Origin of the sequence: Streptomyces sp. B21-083, from assembly GCF_036898825.1 — a bacterium.
In the GTDB taxonomy this organism is placed as follows: Bacteria; Actinomycetota; Actinomycetes; order Streptomycetales; family Streptomycetaceae; genus Streptomyces.
In genome coordinates, this window is sequence record NZ_JARUND010000001.1 from 4030272 (window position 1) to 4044563 (window position 14292).

The 14292-nt window shown below is 69.9% G+C and carries 11 protein-coding genes and 1 pseudogene; 3 read left to right on the top strand and 9 right to left on the bottom strand.

Translation table 11 applies throughout. The features are described 5' to 3' along the window. Positions 1–17: 17 nt before the first annotated feature. On the bottom strand, positions 18–791 hold the full coding sequence (locus QA861_RS18030; protein WP_334589347.1) for a LuxR C-terminal-related transcriptional regulator: 774 nt from the start codon (positions 789–791) through the stop codon (positions 18–20). 309 nt (positions 792–1100) lie between these two features. Between QA861_RS18030 and QA861_RS18035 the strand changes: the two genes are divergently transcribed. After that, positions 1101–1553, top strand: coding sequence for a GNAT family N-acetyltransferase (locus QA861_RS18035; protein ID WP_334589348.1), 453 nt, complete (start codon positions 1101–1103; stop codon positions 1551–1553). Between the two features lie 367 nt (positions 1554–1920). Here QA861_RS18035 and galK read toward each other — a convergent pair whose 3' ends face one another. From galK to QA861_RS18070, 7 genes are all read right to left on the bottom strand, one after another. Further along, positions 1921–3111 (bottom strand): galactokinase, encoded by a 1191-nt coding sequence (gene galK / locus QA861_RS18040; RefSeq protein WP_334589349.1) that lies wholly within the window; start codon positions 3109–3111, stop codon positions 1921–1923. A gap of 47 nt (positions 3112–3158) precedes the next feature. Continuing rightward, positions 3159–4124, bottom strand: coding sequence for a UDP-glucose 4-epimerase GalE (gene galE / locus QA861_RS18045; RefSeq protein WP_334589350.1), 966 nt, complete (start codon positions 4122–4124; stop codon positions 3159–3161). After that, positions 4121–5182, bottom strand: coding sequence for a galactose-1-phosphate uridylyltransferase (galT, locus tag QA861_RS18050; RefSeq protein WP_334589351.1), 1062 nt, complete (start codon positions 5180–5182; stop codon positions 4121–4123). The genes galE and galT overlap by 4 nt, the downstream gene beginning before the upstream one ends. Positions 5183–5408: 226 nt before the next feature. Further along, positions 5409–6125 carry a helix-turn-helix transcriptional regulator gene (locus QA861_RS18055; protein WP_334589352.1) on the bottom strand — a complete coding sequence of 239 codons (717 nt, stop codon included), beginning with the start codon at positions 6123–6125 and terminating at the stop codon, positions 5409–5411. 308 nt (positions 6126–6433) lie between these two features. Further along, the gene (locus QA861_RS18060; RefSeq protein WP_334589353.1) at positions 6434–8047 is read right to left on the bottom strand and encodes an outer membrane protein assembly factor BamB family protein; all 1614 of its coding nucleotides are present in this window, start codon (positions 8045–8047) and stop codon (positions 6434–6436) included. Positions 8048–8112: 65 nt separating this feature from the next. After that, positions 8113–9930, bottom strand: coding sequence for an outer membrane protein assembly factor BamB family protein (locus QA861_RS18065; protein ID WP_334589354.1), 1818 nt, complete (start codon positions 9928–9930; stop codon positions 8113–8115). A gap of 275 nt (positions 9931–10205) precedes the next feature. Next, positions 10206–12017, bottom strand: a complete 1812-nt coding sequence (locus tag QA861_RS18070; protein ID WP_334589355.1) for an ABC-F family ATP-binding cassette domain-containing protein — start codon at positions 12015–12017, stop codon at positions 10206–10208. A 141-nt stretch (positions 12018–12158) separates the two neighbouring features. Here QA861_RS18070 and QA861_RS18075 point away from each other — a divergent pair, with 141 nt between their 5' ends. After that, a complete protein-coding gene (locus QA861_RS18075) occupies positions 12159–12503 on the top strand; it encodes a hypothetical protein (protein WP_334589356.1) in 345 nt (114 codons plus the stop codon). Between the two features lie 3 nt (positions 12504–12506). Next, a pseudogene (locus tag QA861_RS18080) lies at positions 12507–12894 on the top strand (nucleotidyl transferase AbiEii/AbiGii toxin family protein); the annotation flags it as partial. Between the two features lie 174 nt (positions 12895–13068). Here the strand turns inward: QA861_RS18080 and QA861_RS18085 are convergent. Further along, on the bottom strand, positions 13069–14184 hold the full coding sequence (locus tag QA861_RS18085; protein ID WP_334589357.1) for an N-acetylmuramoyl-L-alanine amidase: 1116 nt from the start codon (positions 14182–14184) through the stop codon (positions 13069–13071). Positions 14185–14292: the final 108 nt, after the last annotated feature.

A 14292-nucleotide genomic window follows, 5' to 3' on the forward strand; every position in this document is an offset into this window, starting at 1 on the left:
CCGCTCTCTGCTGCCGGTCAGGCGCTGCTGCTCTCCTCCACCGTGATCCGCCCGCCGTGGCCCAGGTCGACGGGTCCGACGCCGGCCCGCCGGGCCAGTGCGACGGCGGCGAGGGTGGAGTGGACGCCGAGCTTGCCCAGCACGTTCTGCATGTGGGTGCGCACGGTGTGCGGGGAAAGGAACAGCCGTTCGGCGACGGCCTTGCGGCCCAGCCCGGCGACCATGCACCGCAGCACCTCCCGCTCCCGGGGTGTCAACGACTCGACGAGCCGTTCACTCTCGGTGCGGTGCTTGCGGGCGGCGGTCAGCTCGCGCAGCACCCCGGTGAGCAGGGCGGGCGGCAGATGCGTCTCGTCGCGCAGTACGCCCCGTATGACGGTCAGCAGCCGGGACAGCGAGCAGTCCTTGGCGACCCACCCGGAGGCACCCGCCTGCAGAGCGAGCGCGGCCCTGCGGGGGTCGTCCTTCTCGGCGAGGACGACGGTCCGTACGTGCGGATGGCCCGAACGGACGCCCGCGACCAGCGAGATGCCGTCGACCAGGCCCTCCGCGTTGCCCTCCTGCACGGGCACCGCCGGACGCGCCCCGGGCACGTTGCCGCCCAGCTCGGAGTCGACGAGCAGGACGTCGAACCGGCGGCCCTCTGCCACCGCGCGCTCCATACTGCGCAGCGCGGCGGGACCGCTGCCGGCGGCGGAGACGTCGACGTCGGGCTCCGCGGCCAACGCGGCGGCGAGCGACTCGGCGAAGATGCGATGGTCGTCGACGACCAGGACTCGGATGCGAACCACTGAAACCCCCTTCCCCGAGCTCCTCAAGAGCTGGGGACACCCAATCGTCGGGGGGACAACCCGTGCGGACACGACGCCCGGAGCAATCCCCGGCTGCTGTTGCCGGCCTGGAACGGGGCTGCCTCAGTCACCGGCGCACGGCAGTCGCCGTGCGATGACTGCTACCCCCACTCCGGGCGTCGTACCCGGTTGCCTCGCCCCCTGATCAGCACCGGCCCCCACCGGTGCTGTTCATCAGGGTACGGCTGGGAGGCAGGAGCGGAAGGCAATTCGCAGAACTGATTGGCCAGCGCGTTTATGGTGTGCCGCATGTTTCGTATTGAGACAGAAGTCGACAAGGAATGGCTCTCCGTTCTCCGGTCGCGGTTGCGCGAGGCGAACACGGCGGCCTCACCTGTCCTGCGCGCCCTGCGTGGCACCCCCGCCGAGCGCGAACTCCCGCTCCACGTATGGGCGTTGGACGAAGAGGGAAACCTGGCCGGCGGCCTGGTCGGCCACACCTGGACCACCTGGCTGCACGTGACGTACCTCTGGGTCGACACCCCGCACCGGGGCAGAGGCCTGGGCTCCCACCTCCTCGCGAAAGCGGAGCACACGGCACGGGAGGAGCGCGCGTGCGCGAACGTACGCCTGGAGACGTGGGACTTCCAGGCGCCGGACTTCTACCGCAGGCAGGGGTACGAGGTGGTGTGCGTGATCCCGGACTATCCGCCGGGGGTGACGGAGTACACGCTGACGAAGCGGCTGGTGCCGGGGTCCTGAGGGCGGGGGCTCAGAGCGCGGTGAGCTTCAGGTGGTCGTGGTGGATGCCGGTGATGGCGGACGCGCGGACGACGGAGCGGCTGGCCAGGCTGGAAAGCACCGGAACCCGACCTCAGGAGGTACCCGTGTCGGAGTACGAGAAGGCCATGCGGCCCGAGGACATCAGCCGCCTGTCCGTCGGGGGAGGCATGCACCTGGTGCCGCAGAGCGTCGCGCATCCGATCGATCTCCGCGAGCACCCGGTGGTCGTCGAGGGTGAGGGCAGGGGTGGGGAAGAGCACCTCTCGACGATACGAGGACGCGGTCATTGCGTCGCGCTCGTTGAGACCCCAGGCCCCTCCTCACCCAACCCGTTGAGACCCCGTCCTCAGCGAATCCGCCGCGCCCCCGCCGAAGGCACCGCCGCGAACACCCGGGGGGCCGTGTACCCGGCGGCGCTGAACGCCTCCTCGACCGCCTTGGCGACGCGGTCCGCGTCCTCCGCCTCGACCAGGACGATCGCCGAGCCGCCGAAGCCGCCGCCCGTCATGCGGGCGCCCAGGGCGCCGGTCTCGACCGCGGATTCGACCACCAGGTCGAGTTCGGGGCAGGACACCTGGAAGTCGTCGCGGAGGGAGGCGTGGCCCTCGGTGAGGATCGGGCCGATGGCGCGGGTGTCGCCGCCCGACTTCAGCAACTCCACAACCCGTTCGACCCGGTGGTCCTCCGTCACCACGTGGCGTACCAGGCGGTGTACCTCTTCGTCGGCGCCCGCGTCGGTCAGCCGGACCAGCGCCGCGTCCAGGTCGCCGTACGGGACATCCCGCAGCGCGTCCACGTCGAGGAGTTCCGCGCCCCGTTCGCAGCCCGCCCGGCGCTTGCCGTACTCGCCCTCGCTGTGGGAGTGCTTGACCTGGGTGTCCACGACCAGCAGGCGCATGCCCTCGGCCGCGAGGTCGAAGGGGATCTGGTCCTGGGAGAGGTCCCGGGTGTCCAGGAAGAGGGCGTGCCCGTCGGTGCAGCACGCTGAGGCCGTCTGGTCCATGATGCCGGTCGGAGCGCCCACGTACACGTTCTCCGCGCGCTGGCACAGCCGGGCCAACTGCCAGCGTTCCAGGCCCAGTTCGTAGAGGTCGTTGAGCGCCAGGGCGACCACCACCTCCAGCGCCGCCGACGACGACAGGCCCGCGCCCGTCGGTACCGTCGACGTGAGGTGGATGTCCGCGCCGGACGAGACCGACTCGTGGCCGGCGTCCAGCAGCGCCCAGATCACGCCCGCCGGATACGCCGTCCAGTTCTTGTCGGACTCGGGGAGCAGGGCGTCGGCCCGCAGCTCTACGACCCCGCCCTCGATGTCCGACGAGTGCAGGCGCACGACGCCGTCCGTGCGGCGGGAGACCGCTGCCAGCGCCGTGTGCGGGAGGGCGAAGGGCATGACGAAGCCGTCGTTGTAGTCGGTGTGCTCGCCGATCAGGTTGACCCGGCCCGGCGCCGCCCACACTCCCTCCGGTGCCGATCCGTACAGCCCCTCGAAATCCTCGGCAACCTCGGCAGCCTCGGCGACATCCGCAGTCGTCATGCCCTCTACCTCTTACCTCTCGTATGTTCCAGTACCGCTGGTTGCCGCTAGTTGCCGCTGGTCCGCTGCGCGAACTCCCACGCGTCCGCGACGATTCCCGACAGGTCGGACCGGGTCGGGTTCCAGCCGAGGCGGGTCCGGGCCCGGTCGGCGGAGGCGACCAGGACCGCCGGGTCGCCGCCCCTGCGCGGGGCGATGACCTCCGGGATCGGGTGCCCGGTGACCTGGCGTACCGTCTCGACGACCTCGCGGACCGAGAAACCCTCGCCGTTGCCGAGGTTGCAGATCAGGTGTTCGCCCGCTGTCGCGGCCGTCAGGGCCAGCAGGTGGGCGTCCGCCAGGTCGGCGACGTGGATGTAGTCCCGTACGCAGGTGCCGTCCGGGGTCGGGTAGTCCTCGCCGTAGACCGAGATCGCGTCCCGCTTGCCCTGGGCGACCTGGAGGACGAGGGGGATCAGGTGGGACTCGGGGTCGTGGCGCTCGCCCTGGGTGGCGTACGCGCCGGCGACGTTGAAGTAGCGCAGCGACACCGCGGCCAGGCCGTGGGCCGTCGCCTCGCTGGTGATCATGTGGTCGACGGCCAGCTTGGTGGCCCCGTAGGGGTTCGTCGGGGAGGTCGGGGCCGTCTCGACGATCGGGGTCGTCTCCGGCTCGCCGTACGTCGCGGCGGTCGAGGAGAAGACCAGCTTGCGTACGCCGGCCTCGCGCATCGCCGTGAGCAGCGCCATCGAGCCGCCGACGTTGTTGTCCCAGTACTTCTCGGGCTTGACGACCGACTCGCCGACCTGGGAGGAGGCCGCGAAGTGGAGCACCCCGTCGAAGGAGGCGTCCAGCCACTTGGCGGCGTCCTTGATGTCGCCCTCCACGAACGTGGCACCTGCCGGGACGCCCTCCCGGAAGCCCGTCGAGAGGTTGTCGAGGACGACGACCTCGTGGCCGGCCTGCAGAAGGTGCTGGGCGACCACCCCACCGACATAGCCCGCACCACCGGTGACCAGGTACTTACCGCTCATGAACTCGCTACCTCTCGCAGTCGCTGGGCCGCGGATTCCGGCTGGATGTCGTTGATGAACACGCTCATCCCCGACTCGGAGCCCGCGAGGAACTTCAGCTTGCCGGAAGTGCGGCGAATGGTGAAAAGCTCGAGGTGGAGGCCGAAGTCGTCGCGGTTGACGCCCTCGAACTCCTCCAGTGTGCCGAACGGCGCCTGGTGCCAGGCCGCGATGTACGGCGTCGGCGGCTCGCCCTCGCCGAAGATCCGGTCGAAGCGCCTCAAGAGTTCCAGGTAGACCTTGGGGAACTCTGTGCGGGCGTCCTCGTCGAGCGCCAGCAGGTCCGGCACCCGGCGACGCGGGTACAGGTGCACCTCGTAGGGCCAGTGGGCGGCGTACGGCACGAAGGCCACCCAGTGGTCGGTGGCCAGGACGAGGCGCTCGCCCGCGAGTTCCGTCTCCAGGATCGAGTCGAAGAGGTTCTCGCCGCCCGTCGCCTCCTTGTGCGCGGCCACCGAGCGGAGCATCAGGGCCGTACGGGGGGTGGTGAAGGGGTACGCGTAGATCTGGCCGTGCGGATGGCCGAGGGTGACGCCGATCTCGGCGCCGCGGTTCTCGAAGCAGAACACCTGCTCGACGGCGGGAAGGTGCGAAAGCTCGGACGTCCGGTCGGTCCACGCGTCCAGGACCAGCCGCGTCTGCTCCTCGGTGAGCTCGGCGAAGGTCGAGTTGTGGTCGGAGGTGAAGCAGACCACCTCGCAGCGCCCGGAGTCGCCGGCCAGGGAGGGGAAGCGGTTCTCGAAGACGACCACGTCGTACGACGAGTCCGGGATCTCGCTCAGCCGGTCGCCCTCGGTCGGGCAGAGGGGGCACTCGTCGGCCGGGGGGTGGTAGATGCGGCCCTGGCGGTGCGAGGCGATCGCCACGTCATCGCCGAGCAGCGGGTCCCGGCGCACCTGCGACGTGGTGACCGTGCGCTCCAGAGGGCGCCGGTCCACCGCGTCACGCACCGTGTCGTCGCGCAGGTCGTAGTAGATGAGCTCACGACCGTCGGCGAGCCTCGTCGAGGTCTTCTTCACGCCGGACTCTCCATCCGTACAAAGCCGGCCACAACCAGCCAGTACAAGCCAAGACAAGCTTCAAACAGAACCGAACACATCAAATCATAAATCCACAACCACCGGTATCCCCAGGCGAGCCGTGAAACGTCAGCGGAGCCGGAGTTCACGGGAACTCCGGCTCCGCGGTCGGGGCAGCTGAGGTGACGGACGAGGCGACAACTGAGGTGACAGGTGAAGTCCCTCGTCAGAACTCCGGTTCCGGAGGTGAGTGTGGCTGATGCGTCTGGTGCGACGGGAGCGGGCCCGCCCGGTCCAGCAGCCCCGTCCGGGCCGCCAGCGCCGCCGCCTCCAGCCTCGAACCGACCCCCAGCTTCATCAGCACCCGCTGCACATGCGTACGTGCGGTACTGGGCGCGATCCCCATGCCGGCCGCGATCAGCCGGGTGTCCTCGCCGTCGGCGACCCTGACCAGGACCTCGACCTCCCTCGGCGTGAGCAGCTGCAGCAGGCGCTGGCCCTCGTCGTCCGGCTGGGCGGCGGGGTTGAGGAGTTCGCTGAACGCGCCCTGCAGCAGCTGCGGAGAGACCGCCACCTCGCCCGCTCTGGCCTTCATGATGGCGCGCTCGACGCCTTCTATGCGCTCGTCGTGACGTACGTATCCGGAAGCGCCCGCGGCGAAGGCGGCGGCGATGCCGCGCGGGTTGGGCACCGGGCCCAGCACCAGGACCGCCACCTGCGGACGCTCTCTTTTGATCCGTACCACCGGGTCGAACATGCCCGGCTCGGCCGGTGTCGCCGTGCCCAGCAGGCACACCTCCGGCGCGCGTGTGATCACCAGTTCCGCCGCGCCCGCGGCGGGCGCCGCCGCGGCGAGCACCCGGTGCCCGCGCAGCTTCAACGCCGAGGCAAGAGCCTCGGCGAGCAGTCGGTGGTCGTCGACCACCATCAGCCGCACTCCCATCGAGCCACCCCCCAGTCCCCCCAACGGTTGTCCCTTCTGGATGCCCATTGGTCCCCACGGACGGGAGCCCCCCGGCTCCCCCCGCTTCTCATGCCCCCGGAAGCTACACGCTTGTTCGACGTTGCGCTTCCCCTACTGGAGAGAAGTGCCCCGGATCGCCGAAAATCCTCTCATTCGAGGGTGATGAGTAGTACGTGCACGGCCCCGCCCCTGATCAGGGACGGGGCCGTCAACGGCAGCGGTCGGCGATCAGCCGATCGTGTTCGATGCGATCAAGTTCGGTTCACGCGTGGCCAGTTCGTACGTGATCAGTTCGTGCCGTACGCGATCGCCAGGTACCTCTTCTCCCCCGTGGTGGAGGGCTTGCGGGCGAAGACCTGGGACATGTAGAGGCGGCCGTCGGCGTAGATGAGTTCGGCGTACTCGGGCTGCATGCTGGACTCGACCTCGCGGATCGCCTTCGTCGCCGGGTTCTCCATCAGCTTCGTCTGCGCGAAGGAACCGCCGTCGATGCTGACGACCTGGCCGCCCTTGTCGTAGGGCGGGCGCTTGTACGCGATCACGTTGTCGCCGTCCATGGTCAGCGGGGAGATCGTGTAGCCGTCGCCCGCGTCCGCGCGCTGGCCGTCCTGCTTGCCGGTGGCGAGGTCGAAGGCGACGATCTCGTTGGTCTTGCTGTACTCGCCGTTGCCGTCGTGGTCCTCGGTCGGGAGGTACAGCTTGTCGTTGCCGACGGCCAGCTTGGTGCAGTACTCGATCCTGGTGACGCCCTCGCACTCGGCGGCGTACCTGTCGCCGGGCGCCGAGATCTTCGTACGGAGCCGGCCGGTCGTGTTGTCGATGGAGAAGAAGTCCGAGATGCCGCTGCCGTCGCCCGCGGAGCGGTTGATGTCGGCGGCCACGACGAGCGGGTTCGTCGACACGACGCTGGCGTCCTCGATGCCCTTGGCCATCGCGTACTCGGAGAGCACCTTGCCGGAGACCGGGTCGATGGTCTGGATGTTCAACTGCCGGGCGCCGTAGGAACCGCACTTGCGTACGGCGACCAGCTTCTCGCCGCCGCCGTAGCCCGCGTCGTAGCAGGTGTCGGTCGGCTTCGGGGCCCAGAGGGCCTTGCCGGTGATGTCGAAGGCGGCGCCGCCGCTGGTGCCGCCCACGGCGACCGTGTTCGCGCTGACCGTCACGTTGTCGAGGTTGATGACCTGGTCGCCGGTCTTGACCGTCCGCGTCCACAGCTGCTTGCCGGCGTCGAGGTCGATCGCCGCGACCTGGCTGCAGCCGTGCGACGGCTTGTCCTTGGTCGGCATGGCGGGCTCGTACACGATCGCCGTCCGATGGTCGGCGGTGATGTGGCGGCTCGCCTCGCACACCGGACCGGGCAGCGGGACCGTCCAGAGCTTGGTGCCCTTCACTGGGTCGTATCCGACGATCTCGGCGCGACCGGTCTTGGCGTACACCGTGTCGGTGAGCCAGGACCCGACGACGGTGGTGCTGCCCTCGTCGGCGCTGACGGCGGGCTCGGGGACCTGGAAGAGGACCTTGGAGGCGGTGTTCGCGGGCGCCTTGTCCGTGCCGTCGCCGCCGTCGCCACTGTCGGTCCCGCCTGTGCCGCCGGTCGTGCCGGAGGCGTTGTTCTTGCCGTCGCTCCGGCCGCCCTCGGAGGAGGAGTACCAGACACCGCCGCCGATGATCAGCGCGATCGCGGCGACGGCCGAGACGATGATGACCGCCTGCGCGTTCGACTTCCGTGCCGGAGAAGGGGGTTGAGGCGGATAGACGGGCTGCGGGTGCTGCGGGTAGCCGTGTCCGTACGGCGGCTGGGGCTGCGGCTGCTGGGTGTACGGGTTCGGCCCCTGGGGATAGCCGTAGCCGGGGGGCGGCGGAGGCTGGTTGGGCGGGGGCGGGGGCGGCGGCTGGGTCATGACGTGGGTACCTCGGGAGCGGAGAGAGGAGGAAGGAGACAAGGGAAAGGAGGGGAGAGCGGGGCCTACTTGCCGTAGGCGAGCATCAGTTTCTCCTTCAGCGCGTCCTTGCCGCTCAGCCTGGTGGTGGAGAGAAAGAAGCGGCCGTCCACCCAGTCGTACGCCTTGGAGTAGAAGCCGTTCTCCACTTCGGCGGCGCCCGCCGGGTTCTGGAGCAGCTTCGTCGGGGTGTGGCTCGCGCCGGTGACGGGGATCGACACGACCTGGCCGCCGGCGTCGTACGGCGGCTCGACGTACGCGATGAGCTGGCCGCCCTCGACCTTCAGCGGCAGCATCGGCTGCTCGGCCGGTGACTTGACGCGCCACTTCTCCTTGCCGGTGGCGAGGTCGATCGCGACGACCTCGTTGGCCTCGGTCGGCAGATAGAGGGTGTCGGCGTCGGTGGCCACGCCCTGGCAGCCCTGGAGGTCGCGTTCGAGGATCGCCCAGCCGCACACGGGTGCGAAGGACTCGTCGACGGAGACCTCGGAGCGGAAGCTGCCGTCGTCCTTGAGCGTGGAGATGTTCCACGACTTCTTGTCCTCGTCGGTGAGGTAGAGGACGACAGGATCGACGGAGTAGGTACGCGCGACCGCCCAGCCCTTGGGAATCGGCCGGGTCCAGCGGGCCGCGCCGGTCTTCGGGTCCAGTTCCTGCACCTCGTCGTGTTCCGTGGAGGTGGACGCCCCGCAGGACGACACGACGATCAGCCTGGCGCCGCCCGCGAAGGCGGCGGGGAAGCAGGCGGCCCCGTACTTCACCTTGTCGAACAGTTTGGCGCCGGTGTTCAGGTCGTACGCCGTGCCGGACTGCGAGCGCCCGACCATCAGCGTCGTACCGGTGAGCGACAGTTCAACGCTGAGCGAGCTGTCGAACAGGGCCCCGTCGGCGACCTCGCCGCTCCAGCCCTTCGCACCCGTGTTCAGGTCGAGTGTCTGGAGCTTGTTGCACTTGGCCCGCTCGCTGGCGCCGCTCATGTAGGCGACCACGATCTTGTCGTCCGCCGACTTCTGCGGGGTGACGGCGCAGATCTTCTGCGGGAAGGTGATCGGCCCCCACGCGGTGCCCCCGTCCCCGACCCGGAACGCGAACACCTCCTTGTACGCCGTCTTCACTGCCACCTTGTCGGTGATCCACATGCCGTCGGCGTTGGCGCCGGAGGCGGGCGCGTCCGGCGCGTCCTTGGACCAGAGCACCTTCGCGTCGCCGGCCTTGCGCCCCGCGTTGAGGTTGTCGGGGTCAGCGCCGGCGGTACCGCCGCCACCCTTGTCGTCGCCACCGGCGGCGTCGGCGGGGCCGGAGGCCGGCGGGGAGAGGTCCGGGCCGGCCTGGCCGCCTGCCGCGCCGGGCTTGTCGTCGTCGCCACCGCCGCTGGTCACCGCGTACACCGTGCCCCCGATGACGAGCAGCGCGGCGACGGCCGCTCCGAGCATCAACGCGGGCCGCCGCTTGAAGGGGCTGCGGGAACCGCCGCCGGGCGGGAGCTGCGCCGGGGGTACGGGGGCGCCGGGGAACTGCGGGGGTTGCGGGCCTGGGTAGCCGTACCCGGGTGCGGCACCGTACGCCGGGGGCTGGGGGGCGTAAGGGCCGGACTGGCCGCCGTACGGGCCCGGTTGGGCGTAGGGGCCGGACTGCTGCGGAGGGCCGTAGCCCGGCTGGGGCGTGGGCGGGGCCGGCGGCAGGGGTGGCGGCGCGCCGTGCGGCAGGGGCGGCGGAGACCCGTACGGCGTGGCCGGCGACGCATCCGGCGACCCGCCCGGCGGCACACCCTGCGGTACCTCCGGCGGCGGTCCGAAGCCACCCTGGGGCTGGCCCTGGGGTGGTTGGCTGGGCGGCTGGGTCATCAGCGCGTTCCCCCTTCAGCTGATTTTTAGCCACGCCCTGAGGAACGCGACGAGGGCGCGGACGCACTCGGAAAGGTCCTCAGGGGAGTTCTCAGAGAGCTCTTTCTACCACTCCGTGGCCACCCCGCACCTGACTGTGTCCGCCCCCGCCCACCTCTGTTCCCAAGGGCGAACAGGCCCGTGATACCGCCGTTATGCGCGTTCACGCGCCCTTCACGCCATGTCTGCGAACTTCACGCCTTGCGTGCCTTCGACTGGGCCTCGTCCGCCTTCGGCTATGCCTCGTCCGCGAGTTCCAGCCACCGCAGTTCCAAGTCGTCGCGCTCGCCGGAGAGTTCGCGCAGCTCGGCGTCGAGTTTGGCGACCTTAGCGAAGTCGGTGGCGTTGTCGGCGATCTGGGTGTGCAGCTTGCTCTCGCGCTCGGACATCTTGTCCAACTGCCGCTCGATCTTCTGGAGTTCCTTCTTGGCGGCGCGGACGTCGGCGGCACTCTTCTCGGTGACGGCCTTGGTGGCGGAGGGCGCGGACTGGATCGCCGCCGCTGCGACCTCCTCCATCCGCTTGCGCCGCTCCAGGTACTCGTCGATGCCGCGCGGCAGCATGCGGAGGGAGGCGTCGCCGAGGAGGGCGAAGACGCGGTCGGTGGTCCGCTCGATGAAGAACCGGTCGTGGGAGATGACGACCATGGAGCCGGGCCAGCCGTCGAGGAGGTCTTCGAGCTGGGTGAGGGTCTCGATGTCGAGGTCGTTGGTGGGCTCGTCGAGGAAGAGGACGTTGGGCTCGTCCATGAGGAGACGCAGGATCTGCAGCCGCCGCCGCTCGCCACCGCTGAGGTCCCCGACCGGGGTCCACTGCTTCTCCTTCCCGAACCCGAACGTCTCGCACAGCTGTCCGGCGGTCAGCTCGCGCCCCTTGCCGAGGTCGACGCGGTCGCGGATCTGCTGCACGGCCTCCAGCACCCGCAGGTTCGGGTCGAGCTCGCCGACCTCCTGGGACAGGTAGGCGAGCTTGACGGTCTTGCCGACGGCGACGCGTCCGGCGGCGGGCTGCTTCTCGCCGCCGCTGCGGGCGGCCTCGGCCATCGCACGCAGGAGGGAGGTCTTGCCGGCGCCGTTCACGCCGACGAGCCCGATGCGGTCCCCGGGGCCGAGCTGCCAGGTGAGGTGCTTGAGGAGCACCTTGGGCCCGGCCTGCACGGTCACGTCCTCAAGATCGAACACGGTCTTGCCGAGCCGGGTCGAGGCGAACTTCATCAGCTCGCTGCTGTCGCGGGGCGGCGGTACGTCGGCGATCAGCTCGTTGGCGGCCTCGACGCGGAAGCGCGGCTTGGACGTACGGGCGGGCGCCCCGCGCCGCAGCCAGGCCAGCTCCTTGCGGACCAGGTTCTGCCGCTTGACCTCTTCGGTGGCGGCGATGCGCTCACGCTCGGCGCGGGCGAAGACGTAGTCGGTGTAGCCGCCCTCGTACTCGAACACGTCGCCCTTCTGCACGTCCCACATGCTGGTGCAGACCTGGTCGAGGAACCAGCGGTCGTGGGTGACGCAGACGAGCGCGGAGCGGCGCTCGCGCAGATGCCGGGCGAGCCAGGAGATGCCCTCGACGTCGAGGTGGTTGGTGGGCTCGTCGAGAACGATCAGGTCAGGCTCGTCGATGAGCAGCTTGGCGAGCGCGATCCGCCGCCGCTCACCACCGGAGAGGGGCGCGATGACGGTGTCGAGCCCCTGCGGGAACCCGGGCAGGTCGAGGCCGCCGAACAACCCGGTGAGTACGTCCCTGATCTTGGAGTTCCCGGCCCACTCGTGGTCCGCCATGTCCCGGATGACCTCGTGGCGGACGGTGGCGGTTGGGTCGAGCGAATCGTGCTGGGTGAGCACGCCGAGACGCAGGCCCCCGGAGTGGGTCACGCGCCCGGTGTCGGCCTCCTCCAGCTTGGCGAGCATCCGGATGAGGGTGGTCTTGCCGTCGCCATTACGACCCACGACCCCGATCCGGTCCCCCTCGGACACCCCGAGCGAGATCCCGTCGAGCAGGGCACGGGTCCCGTACACCTTGCTGACGTTCTCGACATTGACGAGGTTGACGGCCATTTCGCTCCTGAGGTGGGGTGGATCGACCTTCCAGGATAGTGGGCGGGGTGGGTGGGGGTGGCGGGCGGATTCCCGGGGGCCTCGAAGTGACATGCGGCATCGTGTAGCCGCGCTCCCGGGCGAGGAGGAATAATCACCGCTATGGCATCGCGGCCCTTGTCCGGTTCCTCACCTTCCACAGCCGATGTGCTGCGAGCGCGCTACGCGGACCGGCTCCCTGGCTCCATCGAGGACCTCACTGGTCCCACTCACGGTCAGGTTCCGCTTCCCCTCCATATCGCCTGGTCAGGCCTGCGCAGCTACGACCTGGACCGGCGCCGGCAGTGCATGAGCCTGTACCGCACGGTCCTGGCCGAAGGACAGCGGGACGATCTGGCGGCCGGACACGTTCCCCGAACTCGTGCGCCGAAAAGGATCAACTGGGGCGTGAACCTCAGCGACCTCCGCCGTCGGCTCCTCGCCGACATCCTTTCCGGCACTCCTTAGCCGCTGGTCATCACCGGCGGATACGCGGTCCAGGCGCACGGGCTCGTCGACCGGCTCAGCCAGGACATCGACGTCGCGACCGGGAACCCGGCTCCCATGGCCGTCATTGCTCAGGACCCTGCGGCAGGGTCTGTCGCACCGCGGCTGGCAGGTCGTCGTCATCAGCGTCGACCCGCTCTCTGCTCGGCTGCTGGTGGCCAGTCCGGACACGGGCGAAAAATGCGAAGTGGACGTCCTCAAGGAGAACTTCTGGGCGTCGCCCGAGTTGACCGAACACGGACCGGTCCTCGCCCTCCATGATGTCGTCGGAACCAAGGTCCGCGCCTTGGCCGATCGCGGTGCCGTCAGAGACCTCATCGACGTCCACTCCGGGTCCAGTTCGTCCCAGAGGTGGTACCTGGCCGCGTCGGCGGGCGTGGGCCCGTGATGACTCCAGTCCTCGTGGAACACGCTCATCAGCCAGATCACACCGAAGTCGGACTCGTCGGCACTGCGCACTGAATGTCACTTCCTGTGGGGCGACATCGCGAAAGCCGCCAACTCGGCCGGGGTACAAGCCCGTTGGTCACCCCCGCTTGGCGGCGACCGCCGTACGGACCTCGCCGAGGAGGTCGTACATCGTCTGGCCGGGGCAGTCGGTCGACAGCCAGTCGCGGTGGCCGCTGATCGCGTTGACGTCCTTCGTGACCCCGTTGACCGGGTTCACATAGGTCAACTTGGCCTGCGGGTCCAGGCCCTTGAAGCGGGCGATGACCTTGATGAGGCGGATCAGTGACGCCTTGGCCGCGTCCGTCGGCGGCTGGCCGACCAGCGTGCCGATGAGGGCGATGCCGAGGTTGCCGGAGTTGAAGCCGCCGGTGTGGAAGGCGGTGACGAGCTTGCCGTCCTTGTCGAAGGCGGGGATCAGGTCGTCGCCGGAGTAGCGGCCCTCGTAGACGGCACCCGCCTCGTCGATGAGGAAGTGGTAGCCGATGTCGCCCCAGTCGAGGGTGATCGCGTGGTACTCGTAGATGCCGCGCACGGTCGACGCCGGGTCGGGGTCGGCGTTCGGGGTGTCCGTGTGGTGGACGGTGACCGTCTGGAACGGGTAGTACACCTCGGGCGAGTTGACCTTGCCGTCCTTGTACCGCTTCGACTCGTCGGCGCCCCACGCCGGTCGCGACAGGTACTGCACCCCGCGCACCCGGGTCGGCTCGGTCGGCACCCGGAAGGTCTTCCCCGCCCCGCCGGTCGTGTCGATCGCCAGCGACCGCGCCGCGCCCGCGCCCGCCCCGTCGGGCAGCTTCAGCTCGTACGCGGTGGCGTCCCCCGCCGCCACCAGCGCCGTGCCGCCGCCCTCGACGGTCGCACAACCGCCGCTCAGCTCCTGCCACTTGCCGGGCGCGGAGGCACCGTCCGCGAACTTGATCCCGGCGCCGTCCGCCGCGCCGGTCCAGCGCACCCCGACGTACGAGATGGCGAAGGCGGCGCCTGTCTCGGCGGTGCCGGTGGCGGCCTCGGTACGGGTGGCCGGGAACTTCTGCGGCTCGGTACCGGCGGTGCCGGACGTGCCGGACGTGCTGTCCGTCGTACCGGACGCGGAGTCCTCGCCGTTGGTGGCCGCGAAGACCACCGGGGTCAGCGCGCCCCCGACGGCGACAGCGCCCGCGGCGCCGATCATGCCGCGCCGGGTGAGGGGCACTTTCCGGCGATGGGAGGGAGCCGGAGAGGGAGAGGAAGAGGAGGGGGGAGGTACGGACACGGAGATGCCTTCCGGAAGTACTGGGGCAGTTGGCAACTCAAGGGGGAC

Excerpts from the sequence above, each read along its gene's own strand:
- QA861_RS18035 (WP_334589348.1), top strand. The coding sequence starts at position 1,101 with ATGTTTCGTATTGAGACAGAAGTCGACAAGGAATGGCTCTCCGTTCTC.
- galK (WP_334589349.1), bottom strand. The coding sequence starts at position 3,111 with ATGACGACTGCGGATGTCGCCGAGGCTGCCGAGGTTGCCGAGGATTTC.
- galE (WP_334589350.1), bottom strand. The coding sequence starts at position 4,124 with ATGAGCGGTAAGTACCTGGTCACCGGTGGTGCGGGCTATGTCGGTGGG.
- QA861_RS18055 (WP_334589352.1), bottom strand. The coding sequence starts at position 6,125 with ATGGGAGTGCGGCTGATGGTGGTCGACGACCACCGACTGCTCGCCGAG.
- QA861_RS18060 (WP_334589353.1), bottom strand. The coding sequence starts at position 8,047 with ATGACCCAGCCGCCGCCCCCGCCCCCGCCCAACCAGCCTCCGCCGCCC.
- QA861_RS18065 (WP_334589354.1), bottom strand. The coding sequence starts at position 9,930 with ATGACCCAGCCGCCCAGCCAACCACCCCAGGGCCAGCCCCAGGGTGGC.
- QA861_RS18070 (WP_334589355.1), bottom strand. The coding sequence starts at position 12,017 with ATGGCCGTCAACCTCGTCAATGTCGAGAACGTCAGCAAGGTGTACGGG.
- QA861_RS18075 (WP_334589356.1), top strand. The coding sequence starts at position 12,159 with ATGGCATCGCGGCCCTTGTCCGGTTCCTCACCTTCCACAGCCGATGTG.